16 protein-coding genes are annotated in these 16330 nt (G+C 41.6%); 7 read left to right on the top strand and 9 right to left on the bottom strand.

Annotated features, from left to right (window positions below; translation table 11 throughout):
* Positions 1-15: 15 nt before the first annotated feature.
* A complete protein-coding gene (locus NKR21_RS10365; protein WP_041815615.1) occupies positions 16-1035 on the top strand; it encodes an LLM class flavin-dependent oxidoreductase in 1020 nt (339 codons plus the stop codon).
* Positions 1036-1073: 38 nt separating this feature from the next.
* On the opposite strand, the gene NKR21_RS10360 is transcribed toward NKR21_RS10365, so the two are convergent.
* A complete protein-coding gene (locus tag NKR21_RS10360) occupies positions 1074-1694 on the bottom strand; it encodes an acetate uptake transporter (RefSeq protein ID WP_012010200.1) in 621 nt (206 codons plus the stop codon).
* A 143-nt stretch (positions 1695-1837) separates the two neighbouring features.
* Between NKR21_RS10360 and NKR21_RS10355 the strand changes: the two genes are divergently transcribed.
* Complete coding sequence (locus NKR21_RS10355) at positions 1838-2659, top strand: uroporphyrinogen-III synthase (protein ID WP_012010199.1); 822 nt, start codon at positions 1838-1840, stop codon at positions 2657-2659.
* 40 nt (positions 2660-2699) lie between these two features.
* On the opposite strand, the gene uptA is transcribed toward NKR21_RS10355, so the two are convergent.
* The gene (uptA, locus tag NKR21_RS10350) at positions 2700-3302 is read right to left on the bottom strand and encodes an undecaprenyl phosphate transporter UptA (RefSeq protein ID WP_144456465.1); all 603 of its coding nucleotides are present in this window, start codon (positions 3300-3302) and stop codon (positions 2700-2702) included.
* Between the two features lie 270 nt (positions 3303-3572).
* On the opposite strand from uptA, the gene NKR21_RS10345 reads away from it, so the two are divergent.
* Both NKR21_RS10345 and NKR21_RS10340 read left to right on the top strand, forming a co-directional pair.
* Positions 3573-3803 carry an excisionase family DNA-binding protein gene (locus NKR21_RS10345; protein ID WP_012010197.1) on the top strand — a complete coding sequence of 77 codons (231 nt, stop codon included), beginning with the start codon at positions 3573-3575 and terminating at the stop codon, positions 3801-3803.
* A gap of 61 nt (positions 3804-3864) precedes the next feature.
* Positions 3865-4413, top strand: a complete 549-nt coding sequence (locus NKR21_RS10340; RefSeq protein WP_253602510.1) for a hypothetical protein — start codon at positions 3865-3867, stop codon at positions 4411-4413.
* A gap of 199 nt (positions 4414-4612) precedes the next feature.
* Here the strand turns inward: NKR21_RS10340 and NKR21_RS10335 are convergent, their stop codons facing one another.
* The 6 genes from NKR21_RS10335 to NKR21_RS10310 all read right to left on the bottom strand — a co-directional run bounded on the left by NKR21_RS10335 (position 4613) and on the right by NKR21_RS10310 (position 12332).
* Positions 4613-5713 (bottom strand): Ger(x)C family spore germination protein, encoded by a 1101-nt coding sequence (locus NKR21_RS10335; RefSeq protein WP_144456467.1) that lies wholly within the window; start codon positions 5711-5713, stop codon positions 4613-4615.
* On the bottom strand, positions 5710-6810 hold the full coding sequence (locus tag NKR21_RS10330; RefSeq protein ID WP_144456469.1) for a GerAB/ArcD/ProY family transporter: 1101 nt from the start codon (positions 6808-6810) through the stop codon (positions 5710-5712). Before NKR21_RS10330 ends, NKR21_RS10335 begins: the two co-directional genes overlap by 4 nt.
* A 12-nt stretch (positions 6811-6822) precedes the next feature.
* Positions 6823-8298: a spore germination protein gene (locus NKR21_RS10325; protein ID WP_144456471.1), complete on the bottom strand. Its 1476-nt coding sequence runs from the start codon at positions 8296-8298 to the stop codon at positions 6823-6825.
* Positions 8299-8371: 73 nt separating this feature from the next.
* Complete coding sequence (locus NKR21_RS10320) at positions 8372-9715, bottom strand: (Fe-S)-binding protein (protein ID WP_144456473.1); 1344 nt, start codon at positions 9713-9715, stop codon at positions 8372-8374.
* Entirely contained in the window at positions 9712-11121 is a 1410-nt protein-coding gene (gene glcD / locus NKR21_RS10315) for a glycolate oxidase subunit GlcD (RefSeq protein WP_041815607.1), read from the bottom strand. The genes NKR21_RS10320 and glcD overlap by 4 nt, the downstream gene beginning before the upstream one ends.
* Positions 11122-11198: 77 nt before the next feature.
* Positions 11199-12332 carry a CdaR family transcriptional regulator gene (locus NKR21_RS10310; protein WP_041815604.1) on the bottom strand — a complete coding sequence of 378 codons (1134 nt, stop codon included), beginning with the start codon at positions 12330-12332 and terminating at the stop codon, positions 11199-11201.
* A 122-nt stretch (positions 12333-12454) separates the two neighbouring features.
* Between NKR21_RS10310 and NKR21_RS10305 the strand changes: the two genes are divergently transcribed.
* Positions 12455-13033, top strand: coding sequence for a branched-chain amino acid aminotransferase (locus NKR21_RS10305; RefSeq protein ID WP_144456475.1), 579 nt, complete (start codon positions 12455-12457; stop codon positions 13031-13033).
* A gap of 19 nt (positions 13034-13052) precedes the next feature.
* On the opposite strand, the gene NKR21_RS10300 is transcribed toward NKR21_RS10305, so the two are convergent.
* On the bottom strand, positions 13053-13817 hold the full coding sequence (locus NKR21_RS10300; RefSeq protein WP_144456477.1) for a DeoR/GlpR family DNA-binding transcription regulator: 765 nt from the start codon (positions 13815-13817) through the stop codon (positions 13053-13055).
* A 122-nt stretch (positions 13818-13939) separates the two neighbouring features.
* Between NKR21_RS10300 and NKR21_RS10295 the strand changes: the two genes are divergently transcribed.
* Positions 13940-14746, top strand: a complete 807-nt coding sequence (locus NKR21_RS10295) for a tyrosine-protein phosphatase (RefSeq protein ID WP_144456479.1) — start codon at positions 13940-13942, stop codon at positions 14744-14746.
* A 24-nt stretch (positions 14747-14770) separates the two neighbouring features.
* A complete protein-coding gene (locus NKR21_RS10290) occupies positions 14771-16309 on the top strand; it encodes a glycoside hydrolase family 10-like protein (protein ID WP_144456481.1) in 1539 nt (512 codons plus the stop codon).
* Positions 16310-16330 lie beyond the last annotated feature (21 nt).

The following is a 16330-nucleotide window of genomic DNA, read 5'->3' as shown; positions in this document are numbered from 1 at the left end:
ATGGGGACATCATTTATGAGTCAATCAGTTTTAAAGCGCACAGCTTATTCCGTTTTAAATTTATCCTCTGTGACAGAAGGCGGTACCATTAAGGAATCTTTTGAACATAGTATGAATTTAGCAAAAAAGGCGGAGAAGTGGGGTTATCATAGATATTGGCTCGCAGAACACCATAATATGGAAGGTGTTGCAAGTTCAGCAACGTCCGTTTTAATAGGGTATATTGCTGGCGGAACCGAAAAAATTCGAGTAGGATCTGGCGGAATTATGCTGCCAAACCACTCTTCACTTGTTATTGCTGAACAATTCGGCACACTTGAGACATTATATCCGGGGAGAATTGATTTAGGTCTTGGAAGAGCACCAGGGACAGATCAGTTAACGGCAAGGGCACTTAGACGTAATCTTCATAATGGAGAAGATTTCCCTGAACAGCTAGAAGAACTTCGGCAATATTTCAAACCAACCGGACAGGTCAAAAAACATGTAAGAGCCGTTCCAGGAGAGGGACTAGACATTCCGATTTGGCTACTTGGTTCAAGTGGATTTAGCGCAAGACTTGCAGGAGAGCTTGGATTGCCATTTGCATTTGCGGCACATTTTTCACCTAAAAATACAATTCCTGCTTTAGAGCTGTATAGACAGTCATTTAGAACTTCTGATGTGTTAAAAGAGCCTTATGCCATGGTGGGGGTGACAGCTTTTGCTGCAGATCAAACAGAGCGAGCTGAATATTTGGCAACGTCTCATTATCAGCGGTTTTTAAGTCTCATTCGAAATACCCCGGGAAAACTCAAAGCGCCTGTCGACAGTATGGACGGTCTTTGGAGTCCATATGAAAAAGCGATGGTGGATGAACAATTAAGTTCGACAATGATCGGAGATAAGGAAAAGGTGAAAAGAGAATTGGAAGCCTTTGTTGAAGCCACTCAAGCAGACGAAGTGATGATTAATTCGGATATGTTTGATCATCAAGAAAGAATGCGTTCATATGAAATTATCGGCGAGATTTTCCAAGAGGCGCAAGAAAAATAAACATAAAAAAGAACTGCACAAAGCAGTTCTTTTTTTACTTATGCTTTTGTAAAAATACGAAATGGTTGTCCAATTGGTAGCACAGTACGACCGAAATGAGTATTGAGCACAACTGCTGCTGAACCATAAAATGAAAGCAGAGAAATGATCAATTCTGCAATACCGGCAATGGTATGAGTCACGTCGTACATCACACCAAACGAGCTTAGGGAAAGACCAAGGAATAAGAAATCAATAAAGACGAAAATCAAAAATAATACTTTATGAGTTTCCATTGCACCAATCGTCATAAACAAGCTGAAAATTAAATACCCGATAAACGCAAAACCTAGTTGTTTTGGATCTGCTGCTTCCGCAAGCGTTTTCCCAAAAACGCCCGCTTGAATGAGCCAAGTCGTTCCAACGCCCATCCAAAAGAGACCGAATGCGCCAAAGGCAGTGGCTCCAAAAATATTATGATGCTTTGAATCTTGTATGGACGCGATCAGTTGCGCGATGCCTCCAAGGAAGATAGCCCAAGGTAAAATAAGGGAAGTGCCATCTGTAATTCCTAGTTTTTGTGAGGACGCAACGAGCGTCACCATTGCTAAACCAAACAAACCAAGTGGTGTTGGGTCTGCAATTGATAATCGATAAGCTTGAACATTCTGTTTTTCCATAATGACCTCCTACAATTTGCACTTACAAAAGATACTCGAATTAGACCGAAACGTCAAGCTCTTTTTTAGTAGACACTTGCAACGTCTTCCAAATAAATCTATATTTAATACATATCAAATGTGATAGAAAAAGAGGGATAAAATTGAGTAAAGGCTTATCTGGAAAAACGATTGCCATTTGTGGAACGAGAAAAACAGAAGAAATGCGTACACTTGTCGAAAAGCAAGGGGGACAAGCTGTTATTCGTTCTCTTCAAGGAACCGTATTTTTAGCCAAAGAGGAGTTAAAGCCAGGCATTGAAACTTTTGTGAAAAAAGGTGCCGATTGGGTGGTTTTAACCACAGGTATCGGAACTGATACATTAATTGAGAGTGCAGAAGAGCTTGATTTAGGAGAAGAATTTATGCATATTCTATCAAATGCACAAATTGCTTCAAGAGGATACAAAACTTATGCTGCACTCAAAAAACGCGGAATTCAGCCAGACGTGTCTGATGAAGATGGGACAGTACGTGATCTGATCGCAAAGCTTGAAGGCAAAGAGTTTCAAGGCAAACGTGTCATGGTGCAGCTGCACGGGGAAAATGCTCCGGCCCTCATCCAGTTTTTACATGAAAAAGGGGCAGATGTATTGCCACTTTTACCTTATCAGCACACACCACCTGAACCAAAAGCCGCAGAAACATTGCTTCAAGAAATGAAAGACGGAAATGTCCACGCCGTCTGTTTTACAACCGCTGTTCAGGTACACGCCTTTTTCACGTTAGCAGCAAAATGGGGAAGAAAAGAAGAACTTCAAGCGCTATTTGAGCAGCACGTACTGGCAGTAGCTGTTGGAAAAGTCACAGCTGAAGCTTTAAAAGAAGAGGGCATTGACAGGATTCTTACCCCGTCACTTGAGAGAATGGGCGCAATGATTATGGAATTATCTCAATATATGAAAAAACAATCCTCACACTCATAGAAAAAACGCCTTTCACTCAGCCAGTGGAAGGCGTTTTTCATTAGATTGTCCGTTTTCGGTTCGTCCGAATTTTTTTTATGACGAAATAGAGAACGATCAAGACGATTGCAATGGTCATAATAGGAGTTGTATAAGCGTGAGCAACGCTTTGAATGTGATCCCACTTTGTCCCAAGCTGCATACCGAGATAGATAAATAAGATCGACCAAGGGATGGCTGCTAATCCTGTCAAGAGAACAAATTTCAAAAAAGGCATTTTGGCAATACCAGCTGGAATGGAGATGGCATGGCGGACAACAGGAATAAAACGCGCTGTAAACACCACACCGGTTCCATATCGATCAAACCAGCGCTCTGCAGTGGCGATATGATGTTCATGGATGAATAAGTATTTTCCGTACTTTGTTAAAAAAGGTCTTCCGCCATAAAGACCGATCCAGTATATAAAACACTGTGCGAGCGTACCCCCGATGACGCCAGCGATAACAGCTCCAACAAAACCGATTGTTCCTGTTGACACCATATATCCGCCATAAGCTAGTACAATTTCGCTCGGTATGATTTCAATCATCAGACCTAGAGCTACACCTACATAACCAAGGCTTGTCAGCCAGGTTAAAATTTCATTAAAAAAGGTTCCCATTCATTTCACGCTGCCTTTAAATACGAATTTTCTTCAAGCATCCTGATAAAAGCCTATGCTTGTTTTGCTTCTCTCATGAGTCTGCTTTTCTGTTTATCTCTTATGAAGGCTAAACCGAAAAACGCCCATCTAGCAAACTTTATCATACCATATTTGCTCACACCTAATGAATACTTGTTATGTGAAGAACTATCATGTACAGGCTGTGACCGTTTTTTCAACAAATCATGATATACTTTGTTAGATGAAACGAACGGGTGGTGCACAAACATGTATTTAACAATTGAAGAAACAGCTGAATACTTAGAAGTATCTGAGGCGTATATTGAGAAATTAATTCAGCAAAAAAAGATCCGTTTTGTATTTGACGGAGAATCATATCTCATTTATCAAGGACAGTTTCAAACGCATATAAAGCAGCTTGAACAATATAAAGAGCTCGTCCAAGAGATTTTAAATGAACCGATTCCTGAAGATCCAGATGTAAAGGACGAAGATTAGATTCAAAGGAAGTGAATGGAGTGGAAAATGCCGTCTTGTCTGAGCCTGTCAAAAGAACGCAATGAATGTGGTAGAAGATACGGATGAACCAACACAACCTTATCAATTATGCCAGCCGTATCACAAGAGACTACTCAACAATTCTTTACGACCGATTGAATGGTATCACTTAGCCGTTCTCCATTCTCCTAAACAATTTTTATTACATGATGACTTTTATGGAGAGGACGGACAGGCTTTCTTATCAGAGGGTGATGTTGTCCTCACAAAAGAAGATAAAGCCCCCACATTACAAGACGTTCGTCAAGATTTGGAGTCTTTATTAGACTTTTCAATCATGAGGTGGTTTCTTGAGGCTGATGTCATCGATGCGCTGAAACAGCATGATCAGCAAAGGATCTTAAACTCTGTTCAAAATCGTTTTAATGAGACTCAGCATATTGAAGTGAAATCACGTATGTTAGAAATCGCAGCTAATGTTTTAGATACATCTGCCACTGGGTGGGTGAGGGAACTTGTGAATCAGGCTGGCAGCCTTAAGCCATCCAACCTGGGATCGAATGAAAACATGGCTAGACAAAGGAAGACCTTTCAGTTTAATTGCCCTTGAAACAATGGCACACTGTGCTAAAGGGAATAGACCAGTCCTTGTGGAACAATATTCTCCTAAAATCCTTCACACAGATAAAAGTGAAGTAGAGAACACTTTAAATGACTATCTTCAAAAAGATGGCGTTCCAAGAGTCAAAACGAACGTGTCTACCATATTGAACAATAAAGAAGATATTTTCGAATAATTTCCAACTCCTTTATTGACTGACACCAGTTTGCACAATATTCATATGGCATTTAATTTGTATATCCGCATCAGGATAGATTTTCTGCCATTTTTCTGGTGTCATGGCTTTGTCTTTTGATCGATACCTTAAACCTAGCCCAAGCGGATCAATAGGTTGCTTTTTAAAGGACTGAACTAGTTCTTGTCCTTGCTGAGCGACACGTTTTTCTACTTCTTTTTCGACTTGGTCCAATATATTCGGTTTATCAATTTTTTTGGACTTCATGAATTCTTTTAATTCGCCTTTCAGTTTAATATCAATCGTGATATGAGGCTTTTTTGTTAAATTATTCGTTGGTTTGATCTGATAGGACACATGTGATTTGATATTTTCAATGACGACATGGGTCTTATCATGATCAGCCATTTGAAACTCATAGATGCCATTTTGATGATTTTCAATCATCGCTTTAAATGTAAACGCATCTTCTCCAGGGATATGCCCCACCATTTTTTCATTATCAAACAGGGCGACTCCTGTGACTTTGATGGTATTGCTTGTTTTCTTGATGTAAGGAAGGTAAGCATCGACACCTTTTGCTAGCATCTGATTCATAAAAATATGTTGATTGGTGACAGGTTGATTGCCATTTCTCATATTTTGAGATAACAGATCAGAGAGATACACACCTATATTTAAGTTCGTTTGATTCATTTTTGTATATAACAAGTCTTCAACTTCTCCGCCTACAATCGCAAACACTTGGCGTGAACCAATGATAGGATCACGATATATGTAATTCATTAAATCAATCATGCCGACTTCCTTTGCTATTTTTTCACTGACTAAAATAACAAGCACCTGACCCATGACCACTGGAAAAGGCGATTTTTCTGATACAAGAAACTGAATATTACTAATCGTGTTTGACCTCGCACTTAATATTTGATAATTTCCTTGTTCTTGACTTTTAAAGACAGGGAAGACAAAAAAGCCCTTCATTTCTCCATCTTCGACCAAATCAAACCCTGCCGCCTGAGAGATATTTAATTCATCTAAAAGGCGTGGCTGTGCACAGCTAGTTAACAAAAGACTAAACAACATGAGACCTATGAGGATATACTGTTTCATGCTCGTTTTTTCACCCACCTTTTTTTCAGCAACAGCCCAATAACTATACAAATAATGAATCCATAGACAAGAAAGAAACCAGTATATTCCACCCATTGGTTAAAAGTTTCAAACGAGGTGGCGCCGGCAAATAACGAAAACATGATCAGAATGAGGATGCTGAGCCCGATGAACGTAATGCGCTGACTCGTATGAAACACCTGTTTCGCCATTCGGCTCGCAGCCCATAGTGGAATTGCCATATTTGGAACGATTAAAAATAGCCAGAGAGACACTTCAATAAATTCAAAGCGCTGGATAAATGGCAGCTTCACAATGCTTGTTAACGTTAGCGTCGGCCATTTTGTTAATTTAAGCTGTGCACTTGAGTAATACGCAATGGAGACAAGAAAAGTGAGTAAGTTTAAGCATGTCGTGAATAATACCCCCATGTGAGCATATTTTTGAGACGTCTGCGCTTGTTTAATAAAGGGATAATAGACAAGCAGCGTGCCAAAACCAAACATGGATAAGGACGCATCTTTCACTCCGACTAGAAGCTGTGAAAATGTATGATCAAACATGGGGAACATGAAGCGAATGTGACTATATTTCATGACATAAAAACAAATAAACGTCATCCAGTACGTGAGTACGATGCTAAAAAATGCCCATCCAGCTATGGTTCTAAAGCCGCCCGTATGGATGTAATACAGAAGCAACAATAGTACAGACGCAAACAATAGACCAGAAATTTCTTTAAACAACCATACATGGATCACGTCCATATAATGGATAAGAACCGTCAAAGTCAAAGAAGCAAAATATAAAATATAAATTATGTTTAATAATTGACCAATCCACTTGCCAAATACGTATTGCGTGATTTCACCAAATTCATCCGAAGGGGCCTTTTTGAACATCAGGTACATAAGAAAGATCATGACATTGACACTGATGCCAGAAATCACAATGGCGATCCATCCATCATTATTTATAGAACGAACAAGATTTGTTTGAAAGTTTAGAATGCTGACACCTACTTGATTAGCATTAATGAGAAAAAACACGAAAAAAGGGGAAACTTGAAATTTCTCTTTTACAGAAGAAGAACTCATACTTTCACTTCCTTATTCATAAAAATCATTTTTCCCTTGCTTAGGCTTTTGCCGATGAAGGATTTCATTTTCCGGACGTAAATTTTCCGGTCTTTTATTCAAAAAGCGGAGCTGAGGACGAATTAAGCTTCCCCTTAAATCCGTCAGTCGCAGAGGGAAAATTGGCTCTAGATACGGGCGTCCAATAGACGTTAATTTCATTAAATGGGTGAGAAGGAAAGATCCCATTACGGCAATGCCGAGTGCACCCCACACCTGAGCTGCAAGCAGAAATGGAAATCGCAGCAGCCGAATAGCACTACCCATTTTGTAAATAGGGGTGACAAATGAGGCAAGAGCAGAAAGGGCAACAATAATGAGTAAAATATTACTTGTTAAGCCTGCTGCCACAGCAGCCTGTCCAATCACAATCCCTCCAACAATCCCAAGCGTCTGACCGACTTTAGCTGGAAGCCTTGAACCTGCTTCTCTCAGTAATTCAATCGAAATCTCTAAAAATAGTGCCTCAATGATAGGAGGAAATGGAACAAGATAGCGAGAAGACACGATTGTTTCTAATAAATCCTTTGGAATCAGCTCATAATGAAACGTTAAAACGGCTACATATAAAGGTGTCGCAAATATGGAAAATATCACAGCAAATATGCGTAACAGCCTAAAGCAAGAAGCTGCAATCCACGACATATTGTAGTCTTCCATAGTGGAAAAATACTCAAGTAAAATTGTCGGAGCAAGCAAGACATGAGGCGATCCATCCACTAAAATGGCAATTTTCCCTTCTGATAAACCTGATGACACACGGTCGGGCCTTTCTGTATTTAAAAACAACGGAAAGATCGTATTGGACACATCATAAAGCATTTGTGCAAGGTAATTTGCATCTAAAATTTGATCAAAATCAATATCTTCAATGCGCTGGAGAACGGTCTCATTGTTTTCCGGATTTGCAATCTCTTCAATATATAACACCGCTACTTTTGTTTGAGAAAGCGTGCCAACCGTCTTTTCCGACACTTTCAGGTTCGGGGTCGGCAGCCGCCTTCTGACCAAATTTAAATTGGTATCCAAAACTTCCACAAATGCTTCTTGTGCACTGATAATGCCAAATTCAATCTCAGGCGGACCTACTTGTCTGCCTTTCTTTTCTTCAATCGGGATTAGAAGCGCTTTGCCCCAGTCCGTTTCAAGCCGAATGGCCATATTCCCTCGATGAAGGGCTTTTTCCACTTCCTGAAGATCGGTCGTGATAATAGACTGTTCAATGGGGATTCGTTCTTTCAGCTCTTCAAGAGTGGGGGTGAGATGTAATTCTTTCAAGTAGGGCAAAATTTGTTCATGGAGTAGCTGACCATTAATTAAAGAACGAAAAAAAGAAATTCGATAAAGAAATCCTTCACTTCGTGACAACTCGTTTGTAAAATCAGAGGAACGTGACAATGCCTCAAATACTGAATTTGGGTCTTTTTGTTGTTTGTTTTTCTTCAGCACTTGAACCATCTCCTTCCTCGATTTGCCTCTATTATCCAACCAATTGCCTGAAGATATGCATGAAAAAAAGCGTTCAGCTTGATGAGCTGGACGCTTCTTTCCCATAGTGAACGGCTTCTAATAAAAAATCGACGAGATGCACGGCCCGCATGTTAGGCGATTGTCCTGACCGTTTGATACCTGCTGCCATTTGCAGCTGGCAACCTGGATTGGACGTGACAATAGCCGCCGCAGCTGTTTGACTAGCTTCTATCATTTTATGATCTAAAATTTGCATTGACATCGTTGGCTGCAAAATATTATAAATGCCAGCTGATCCGCAGCAGCGGTCGGCATCCTTCATTTCTTTAAATGATACCCCTTGAATCGCCTTCATCAGCACCCTTGGCGCTTGCTGTACCCCCATTCCGTTCCGCAAGTGACAAGAATCTTGATAGGTGATGACTTGCTCTGGCAAAGCAAGCGGTGTACGGCGGTGAAATGCCATCTCCACTAAAATGTCTGATATATCCGTGATTTTCTGTGAGAAGGCTTCACCTCGTTTTTGAAAACCTGGCTCATCCTTTAACAAATGATCATAATCACTTAAAAAGGCACCACATCCTCCCGCATTCATGACAATCGCATCAGCCTCTATGTTCTCAAATGCTTCAATATTCCGCCTTGCTAACTGTTTCGCTTGTTCCTTTTCTCCGCTATGACCATGAAGTGCGCCGCAGCACGTCTGAACAGGAGGGACAACAACGTCACAGCCTGCCAGTTGCAAAAGCTGGATGGTCGCTTCGTTTGTACTAGAAAAAACAGTGTCCATTAAACAGCCAGTAAAAAACGCAACACGCTTTCTTGTTGTGCCAATGGCTTTGAATTCTAACGCACGACTTTTTTGTTGACGCGGCACCTTTGGAAGGGCCTGCTCCATCAGCTGTAAATGCGGCGGAAGCACCTTTAGCATGCCAGACTTGCGAGCGGCTGTTTGCAGACCAGAGGTTTGATAAAATCGCAGAAGTCCAGCCGCCTGTCGCATTCGGCTTTGGGAAGGAAAGAGTCCTTTAAATACAACACGTCTCACAAATTTGACAGGAAGAGATTGTTTTTTGTGCTGCTGAATGATGTCTCTTGCATCCTCAAGCAAACGTCCATATTTGACGCCTGAGGGGCAGACTGGTTCACATGCGCGGCAGCCAAGACAAAGGTTCAATGAATGTTCGACGTCTTTATCAGGCTCAATCACGCCGTCTCTTACCGCCTTCATTAAAGCAATTCGGCCGCGGGGAGAGTGCGCTTCTTGTTGACCGGATTCAATATAAGTAGGGCAGGAAGGGAGGCAGAAGCCGCAGCGCATGCAATTGAGCAGCTCCTTTTCATCCATTTGCTGTTGAAATGTTTGCTGCATCTCTGTTTGTTTAGAGGAATTCATGAGATCACCACTCGCTTCCTTGCTGCTTTTCCAAACACCTTATCAGGATTCATGATATTTGCTGGATCTAGCGCTTGTTTGATCGCTTTCATTGCAGCGATTCCTTCTTTTTTGACCTTGAGTTCCAAATAAGGGGCTTTCATGAGACCTACGCCATGTTCACCTGTAATGGTGCCGCCAAGGGAGACTGCTTTTTCAAAAATGGCCTGAAAGGCTTCTTCAACCCGTTTCATTTCTTCTTCATTTCTTGCATCAGTTGCACAAGTAGGGTGCAGATTTCCGTCGCCTGCATGACCAAAAGTACAGATTTTCACTTCGTACTCTCTCGCAATGTCTTCAATTGCCCGTACCATGTTCGCAATTTCAGAACGGGGGACTGTGGCATCTTCTAAAATGGTCGTAGGGCTTAAACGGGCGAGAGCAGATAAAGCGGCTCGTCTCGCTGTTAAAAGGGCACTTGCTTCTTCTTCAGAATGTGCAATATTCACTTCTTTTGCACCGTGCTGTTGACAAACCTTTGCGATGTTTTGCATATCACGGGAAACAGCCTCAGGATTGCCGTCCTGTTCGATTAATAGTACCGCTTGAACGTCAGTCGGGAGGCCAATTTTGGCAAAGTCTTCAACGACTTCTAGTGTCGGCTGATCCATAAATTCTAATGTGGCGGGGATGATACGTTCTGCAATAATCGCCGAAACTGATGCAGCTGCTTCCTCAAGGCTTTCATATAAGCAAAGCATCGTTTGTTTAGTTTCTGGAAGCGGCAAAAGCTTTAGCGTAGCTTCAGTAACGATTCCGAGCGTTCCTTCTGATCCAACAAATAAACGGGTCATATCATACCCGGCCACGTCTTTTGCGAGCTTACCGCCCGTTTTAATGATGTCGCCGTTTGGCAGAACCACTTCAAGTCCAAGTACATAATCTCTCGTCACGCCATATTTTAAACCTCGAAGCCCACCTGAATTTTCATTAATATTGCCGCCTAACGTCGAAATTTTCATCGAGCTTGGATCTGGTGGATAGAAAAGGCCTCTTGCCTCTACTTCGCGAATGAGTTCCTGTGTGATCAAGCCAGGCTGGACCGTTGCAGTCAAGTTTTCTTCATCTATTTCGATGAATTGGTTCATTCTTGTAAACAACATCACAAGTCCACCTTGTGTAGGACAGGTTCCTGCACAAAGGTTCGTTCCGGATCCTCTTGGCACAATCGGCACCTGATATGAGGCGCAAAGCCGAACAATATGCTGGATGTCCTCAGCCGTGCGTGGGCTTACGATAACATCTGGCATGTGCTGAAAATTAGGCGTTGCATCATAAGAGTAGGCAAGCCGATCAGCTTTGCTGTCTTGTACATGAGATGCACCGGCAATCTTCTTTAATTGATTTAAAAATTCAGAATTTAACATGCGCATTCACTCCTATTGGTTAGACATACCGTTTCTTTCAGTATAAAAAAAGAACCGCCTCATGCCTATGGACGATTCTACAAAATATCAGGCTGCTTGCTCCGATTATTTGGATGATGATCTAATAGCATCAAGGCTAAATAAAAGAGCATCGCATCTTGCATGCGTTTTGGATCAAGTGTCGTTAAATCTTGGATACGTTTTAGCCTGTAATGCAGTGTATTGATATGTACGTGCATCGCTTCCGCGGTATATTTCAATGAGCAATCCGACGTCATGAGTACACGCAATGTTTTTACTAGCTCAGGGTAGGGGAGAAGTGGGACAATTGTTCGATCAAGGAACACTTCTTTAGTTTCCTGACTCACTTCTTCTATAAAAAGCTCAAGTGTTAAATCTTCATCAAATACAATCGGTGTATCCGCATTCGCCATTTTCAAAGCACGAAAGGCTTGATGAAATGACTGCTTCATCATTTGTCCAGCTGCAGGTTTTCCCGCACCTATCAAAACTTTTGACGTGGAACGTGCAGTGAGCGCAGCATGGATATGAAAAAGACGCTGCTGCAAAGTATCACGATCATTTGCTGAGGTTTGCAGCATGAGCAAAAAGCGGGCATGCCCCCAGCGGACGATCATTTCCTGATGAGTGAGATGCAGCATTTCCTTCACTTTTTTATATTGATCCTGCTTCATAAACGATTCATCATGACAATCAATAAGGACGACTACACGCTGCATATTAACATCAAGCTGTAGCCGCGCTGCTTTTTCAGTGAGATCGATGGCTGTCTCTGGCAAGTGAAGCCAATCGAACACGAACGCTTCAAGCTGCCGTTCATCGGTTTCCGTTTCAAGAAAAAATTCATGTTCTTGAATGAGCAATTCAGTCATTTTTCGTAATATTTCGCCAAATGGAGAGACATGGATAGGATTTCCTGTCATCCCAATCACACCAATGACCTCTTGCTTAAAATAAATAGGCAGATTGATACCAGCTTTGACCCCTTTCATTCGCTGCTCATCATCCTTTGTGAGGATTCGTTTTTGTCCTTCAAAAGATGTCAAATATGCCCCTTCATGAAATTGACCAATGCGCGCTGGATCTGTTGCCGCTATGATGGTGCCGTTTGTTTGTGCTATGATGATTTCCTCAGTCAGCACCTTTTTGACCTCGTCTACAATTTTTTCTGCCAGTGTCATTGTGAGCAAAACGTACCCCTCCGAGATGTATCTTTTGACACTATCATACCATCATATGCGGAGTGATATCTTTCTTTTCATGAGTTATGCTAAAATAAGACACGCACATGAAGAAGAAAGGAGACATCGCTATGTCGCTACAAAATCGCTTACAAGATTTATTGAAAGAAGGACAAGCGCTGACAGACTTTGAATATGACGAAGCGGAGCGCCGCAATTGGCATTTAGAAGGTGCAAGAATAAAGGAAGAGGCACGCTTTAGCGATGTATATATAGAGCGTGTAGACAAAGAAACTGAGGACATGATTCAATCAGAAGGCACCTCATTTCTCAACACACCACTTACATATGTAAAACAACATCAAAAAGAATTCATTTATATCGAATCAAAGTGGTTTGATGTGGTAAGAGTCGATGGGTTAGCCATTGAATGGGATGAAGTATTTCAAACGTATACGGTGTTATTCGGTTTCAAACGTCCTAAAAAAGACACGGGCATTCTAAAGGACATGCTGGCTCCATTAAATGGTGCACAGCTTCAATTTAATGGACAAGATGGCTTATTTGATGTGAATTTACAGCTTCTTGAGCTTGAGGACATCCATGAAGAGATGCCTTTCATTGAAGTCGTCTCAGTCGTGTACCGCTTTTTATTCCGTCTGATCATCCAGCTTGAAATGAATGAATCAAACAACGGCTCAACTACCTGAGCCGTTGTTTTTGTTACGTCTACTCATTTGATAAAGGCGTGGCAAACTGTACATCATGCTCTTTTCCATATTGAAGATAGTCATCACTTGGCTGCTTATTCGTCACGACGACATCAAGATCTTGCAAATGACAAAATGTGGTCAAAGCGTAATGATTAAATTTACTATCATCCACTAATAAAAACGTTTTGCCACTTTTTTCAACCACTGTCTTTTTAATATCCGTTTCAAGAGGGGATGAATTCGTGACTCCGTGGCCAATCGATAAACCAGTTGATGCGATAAAGGCTTTATTGACATTGTAAGCTTTCAAACGCTCTACACTTTGATAGCCAACGAAAGAATTCGTTTTTCTCTCAAGCATCCCGCCGGTAGAAAAGATCGTCATATTTTCATAAGGCATTGCCTGTGTGATGAAATCTACATTATTGGTCACAACTGTCACCTGTTTGTCAGTCAAATAGGGGAGCATCTCAAGTGTTGTCGTACCAGAATCTACAAATATCATATCCCCATTCTCCACAAAAGCAGCTGCTGTTTGACCAATCAATTGCTTTTTACTGAGCTGACGAGTCTTTCGCTCCTGATAGACCACTAACGTTGAATGATTCACAGCCACTCCGCCATATACTTTTTTGAACACGCCGGACTCCACCAATGCTTGTACATCTCGGCGTATCGTGTTTTTTGAAACGCCAAAATGCGCCACAAGCTCATCTAATGAGGCAGATTCTCGGTCAAACACATACTCTTTGATTTGCTGAATCCGTTTTGTTTTGATCATGCTACATATCTCCAATCCAACCGAATGTGCTTTTTCCATTATACCAAATGGCTTCTCTTTTCCCCATCTCGATAAAAGCGTATGATAGAGAAAAGGACGTAACGGAAAGGAATTTCACTTCTATGAATCAATCAAACAACCCATTTTCGAAGCTTGCGAATTTTAGAGAAGTAGGCGGACTTCAGACAACAGATGAAATGGTGATCAGAGAGGGGATGATTTATCGATCCGCAGACTTATCCCATCTGACAAAACAAGATATCGAAACGTTTTCAACCCTTGGTGTTCAAACCGTTTGTGATCTCCGTACAGCCTCAGAACGAAAATCACATCCGCCAAAAATCAAAGAACATGACAAAATCGTCCATATTCCCATGCATCCTGACAGTAAGATGCCCAGTAAATGGGTCATGTTCCGTATGCTAGTAGCAGAAGGGAAATCTTTCACTTTCACACCGATTATGAAAGATTTATATCAAAGCATGCTCACAGAGCGTAAAGAAGAAATTCAGCAGCTGTTTAAACTGCTTTCAGATAAAAGCAATTACCCGCTGATGCTTCACTGCACAAGCGGTAAGGACCGGACAGGCTTTTTATCTGCCCTCATTCAATTAGTAGCAGGTGTACCGGTATCTGTCGTTTTAAGTGAATACATGCGCTCTAATGAAGGGGTGAAAATGCTTGTCAGAAGGCAGCAGCGATTTGTCCGCATGATGAGTTTATACCGGGTGTCAAAACAGCAAATTCAGCCGCTTCTCGGCGTGCAGCAGGATTATCTGGAAGATGTGCTAAACGAAATGATGGAGACATATGGGAGTGCAGAAAGGTATTTAATTGAGGCTTGCGACATACCTGAAGCCCAGCTAAAGGAAATGAAAAACATCCTGCTGACACCATCTGCTGGCATTCGATCTCAAAAAGCGGAATAAACTGATGATGAGGTGATGCAAAAAATGGTGAAAAAGATCAGTATGACGTGTCTAACACTAATTTTGATGTTTGTCTTCTTATTGATTCCATCTAGCAGTCTAGCTCGTCCAATGCCAAAAGGAAAACTTGAAAGCACAAGAGAGATGCGCGCGGTATGGATCGCATCGGTTTATAACTTAGATTGGCCTTCAAAGAAAGGACTGCCTGTCAAAGAGCAGAAAGAAGAGTATATTCATTTGTTAGATGAGATCAAAGCGATGAATATGAATGCTGTGATCATGCAAATTAAGCCGACAGCAGATGCCTTTTATCCTTCTGAATATGGGCCGTGGTCCGAATATTTGACCGGCACGCAAGGGAAAGACCCCGGGTATGATCCGCTTGATTTCATGATTGAAGAAGCTCATAAACGCGGTCTCGAATTTCACGCTTGGTTTAACCCGTATCGCATCACAATGAATCATACAGACCTGAGCCGTTTATCAGCCGATCACCCGGCAAAAAAACATCCTGATTGGACCATAGCGTACGGAAATCAGCTTTATTACAATCCTGGTATTCCTAAAGCACAAGAATTTATTGTCGGCGGTATAGCAGAAGTCGTGAAAAACTACGATGTTGATGCAGTGCATATGGATGATTATTTTTATCCGAATAAAATAGCCGGTGTGCCGTTCCCAGATCAAAAAACGTATGAAACATATGGAAAAAAGGCATTCACACATATAGAAGATTGGCGAAGAGATAATGTGAACCAATTGGTCAAGCAAATCAACGACACCGTGAAGAAAGTAAAGCCGTATGTGAAATTTGGCATTAGCCCATTTGGCGTCTGGCGCAATATAAAGGATGACCCGACTGGTTCAAATACGACAGCAGGGATGACCAATTACGATGATTTGTATGCTGATACAAGAGAGTGGATTCAGCAGCACGATATCGATTATGTCACCCCGCAAATCTACTGGAGCATCGGTTTTCAGGCAGCCGCCTATGACGTGCTCACGAAATGGTGGTCAAATGAAGTGAAGGGAGAGCCTGTTCATCTGTACATTGGTCAGGCGACCTATAAAATCAATCAAAACAGTGATCCTGCTTGGTCTGATCCTGAAGAATACTTTCGGCAGATCCAGCTGAACAGGCAGTCACCTCTCGTTCAGGGAAGCATGCACTTTAGCCTAAAAGATATCAATCGCAACCCTTTGAATGTCAAAAACCGATTGATAGAAGACGCCTACCGGAAGCCGGCTCTCATTCCAGAAATGCCTTGGCTTCATCTGAAAGCGCCAAAAAAACCAATCATTCAATCTATTAAAAAAACAGCAGACGGTACGGCTTTACAGATCAAAAATGATCCGAGGTCTACCGCATCCTATTATGCGGTCTATCGATTGACGACAAAAGGAACATACGAATTGCTTCAAACTGTTAAAAAAGAAACCGGTACGCTAACATCTGTCAAAGATCTTTCAGTTCACCAGAATAAGAGCGATACTTACAAAGTAACGGCTCTCAATCGTCTTCATCACGAAAGCAAGCCTTCTACAAAAAGAGTGAGATAATGAGAAAGCATGAATGAGGAT

Source organism: Bacillus sp. 1735sda2, from assembly GCF_024159245.1.
Taxonomy (GTDB): Bacteria; Bacillota; Bacilli; order Bacillales; family Bacillaceae; genus Bacillus; species Bacillus pumilus_O.
The sequence above is the reverse complement of the archived record's forward strand: the minus strand, read 5'-3'. Positions and strand labels throughout refer to the sequence as shown.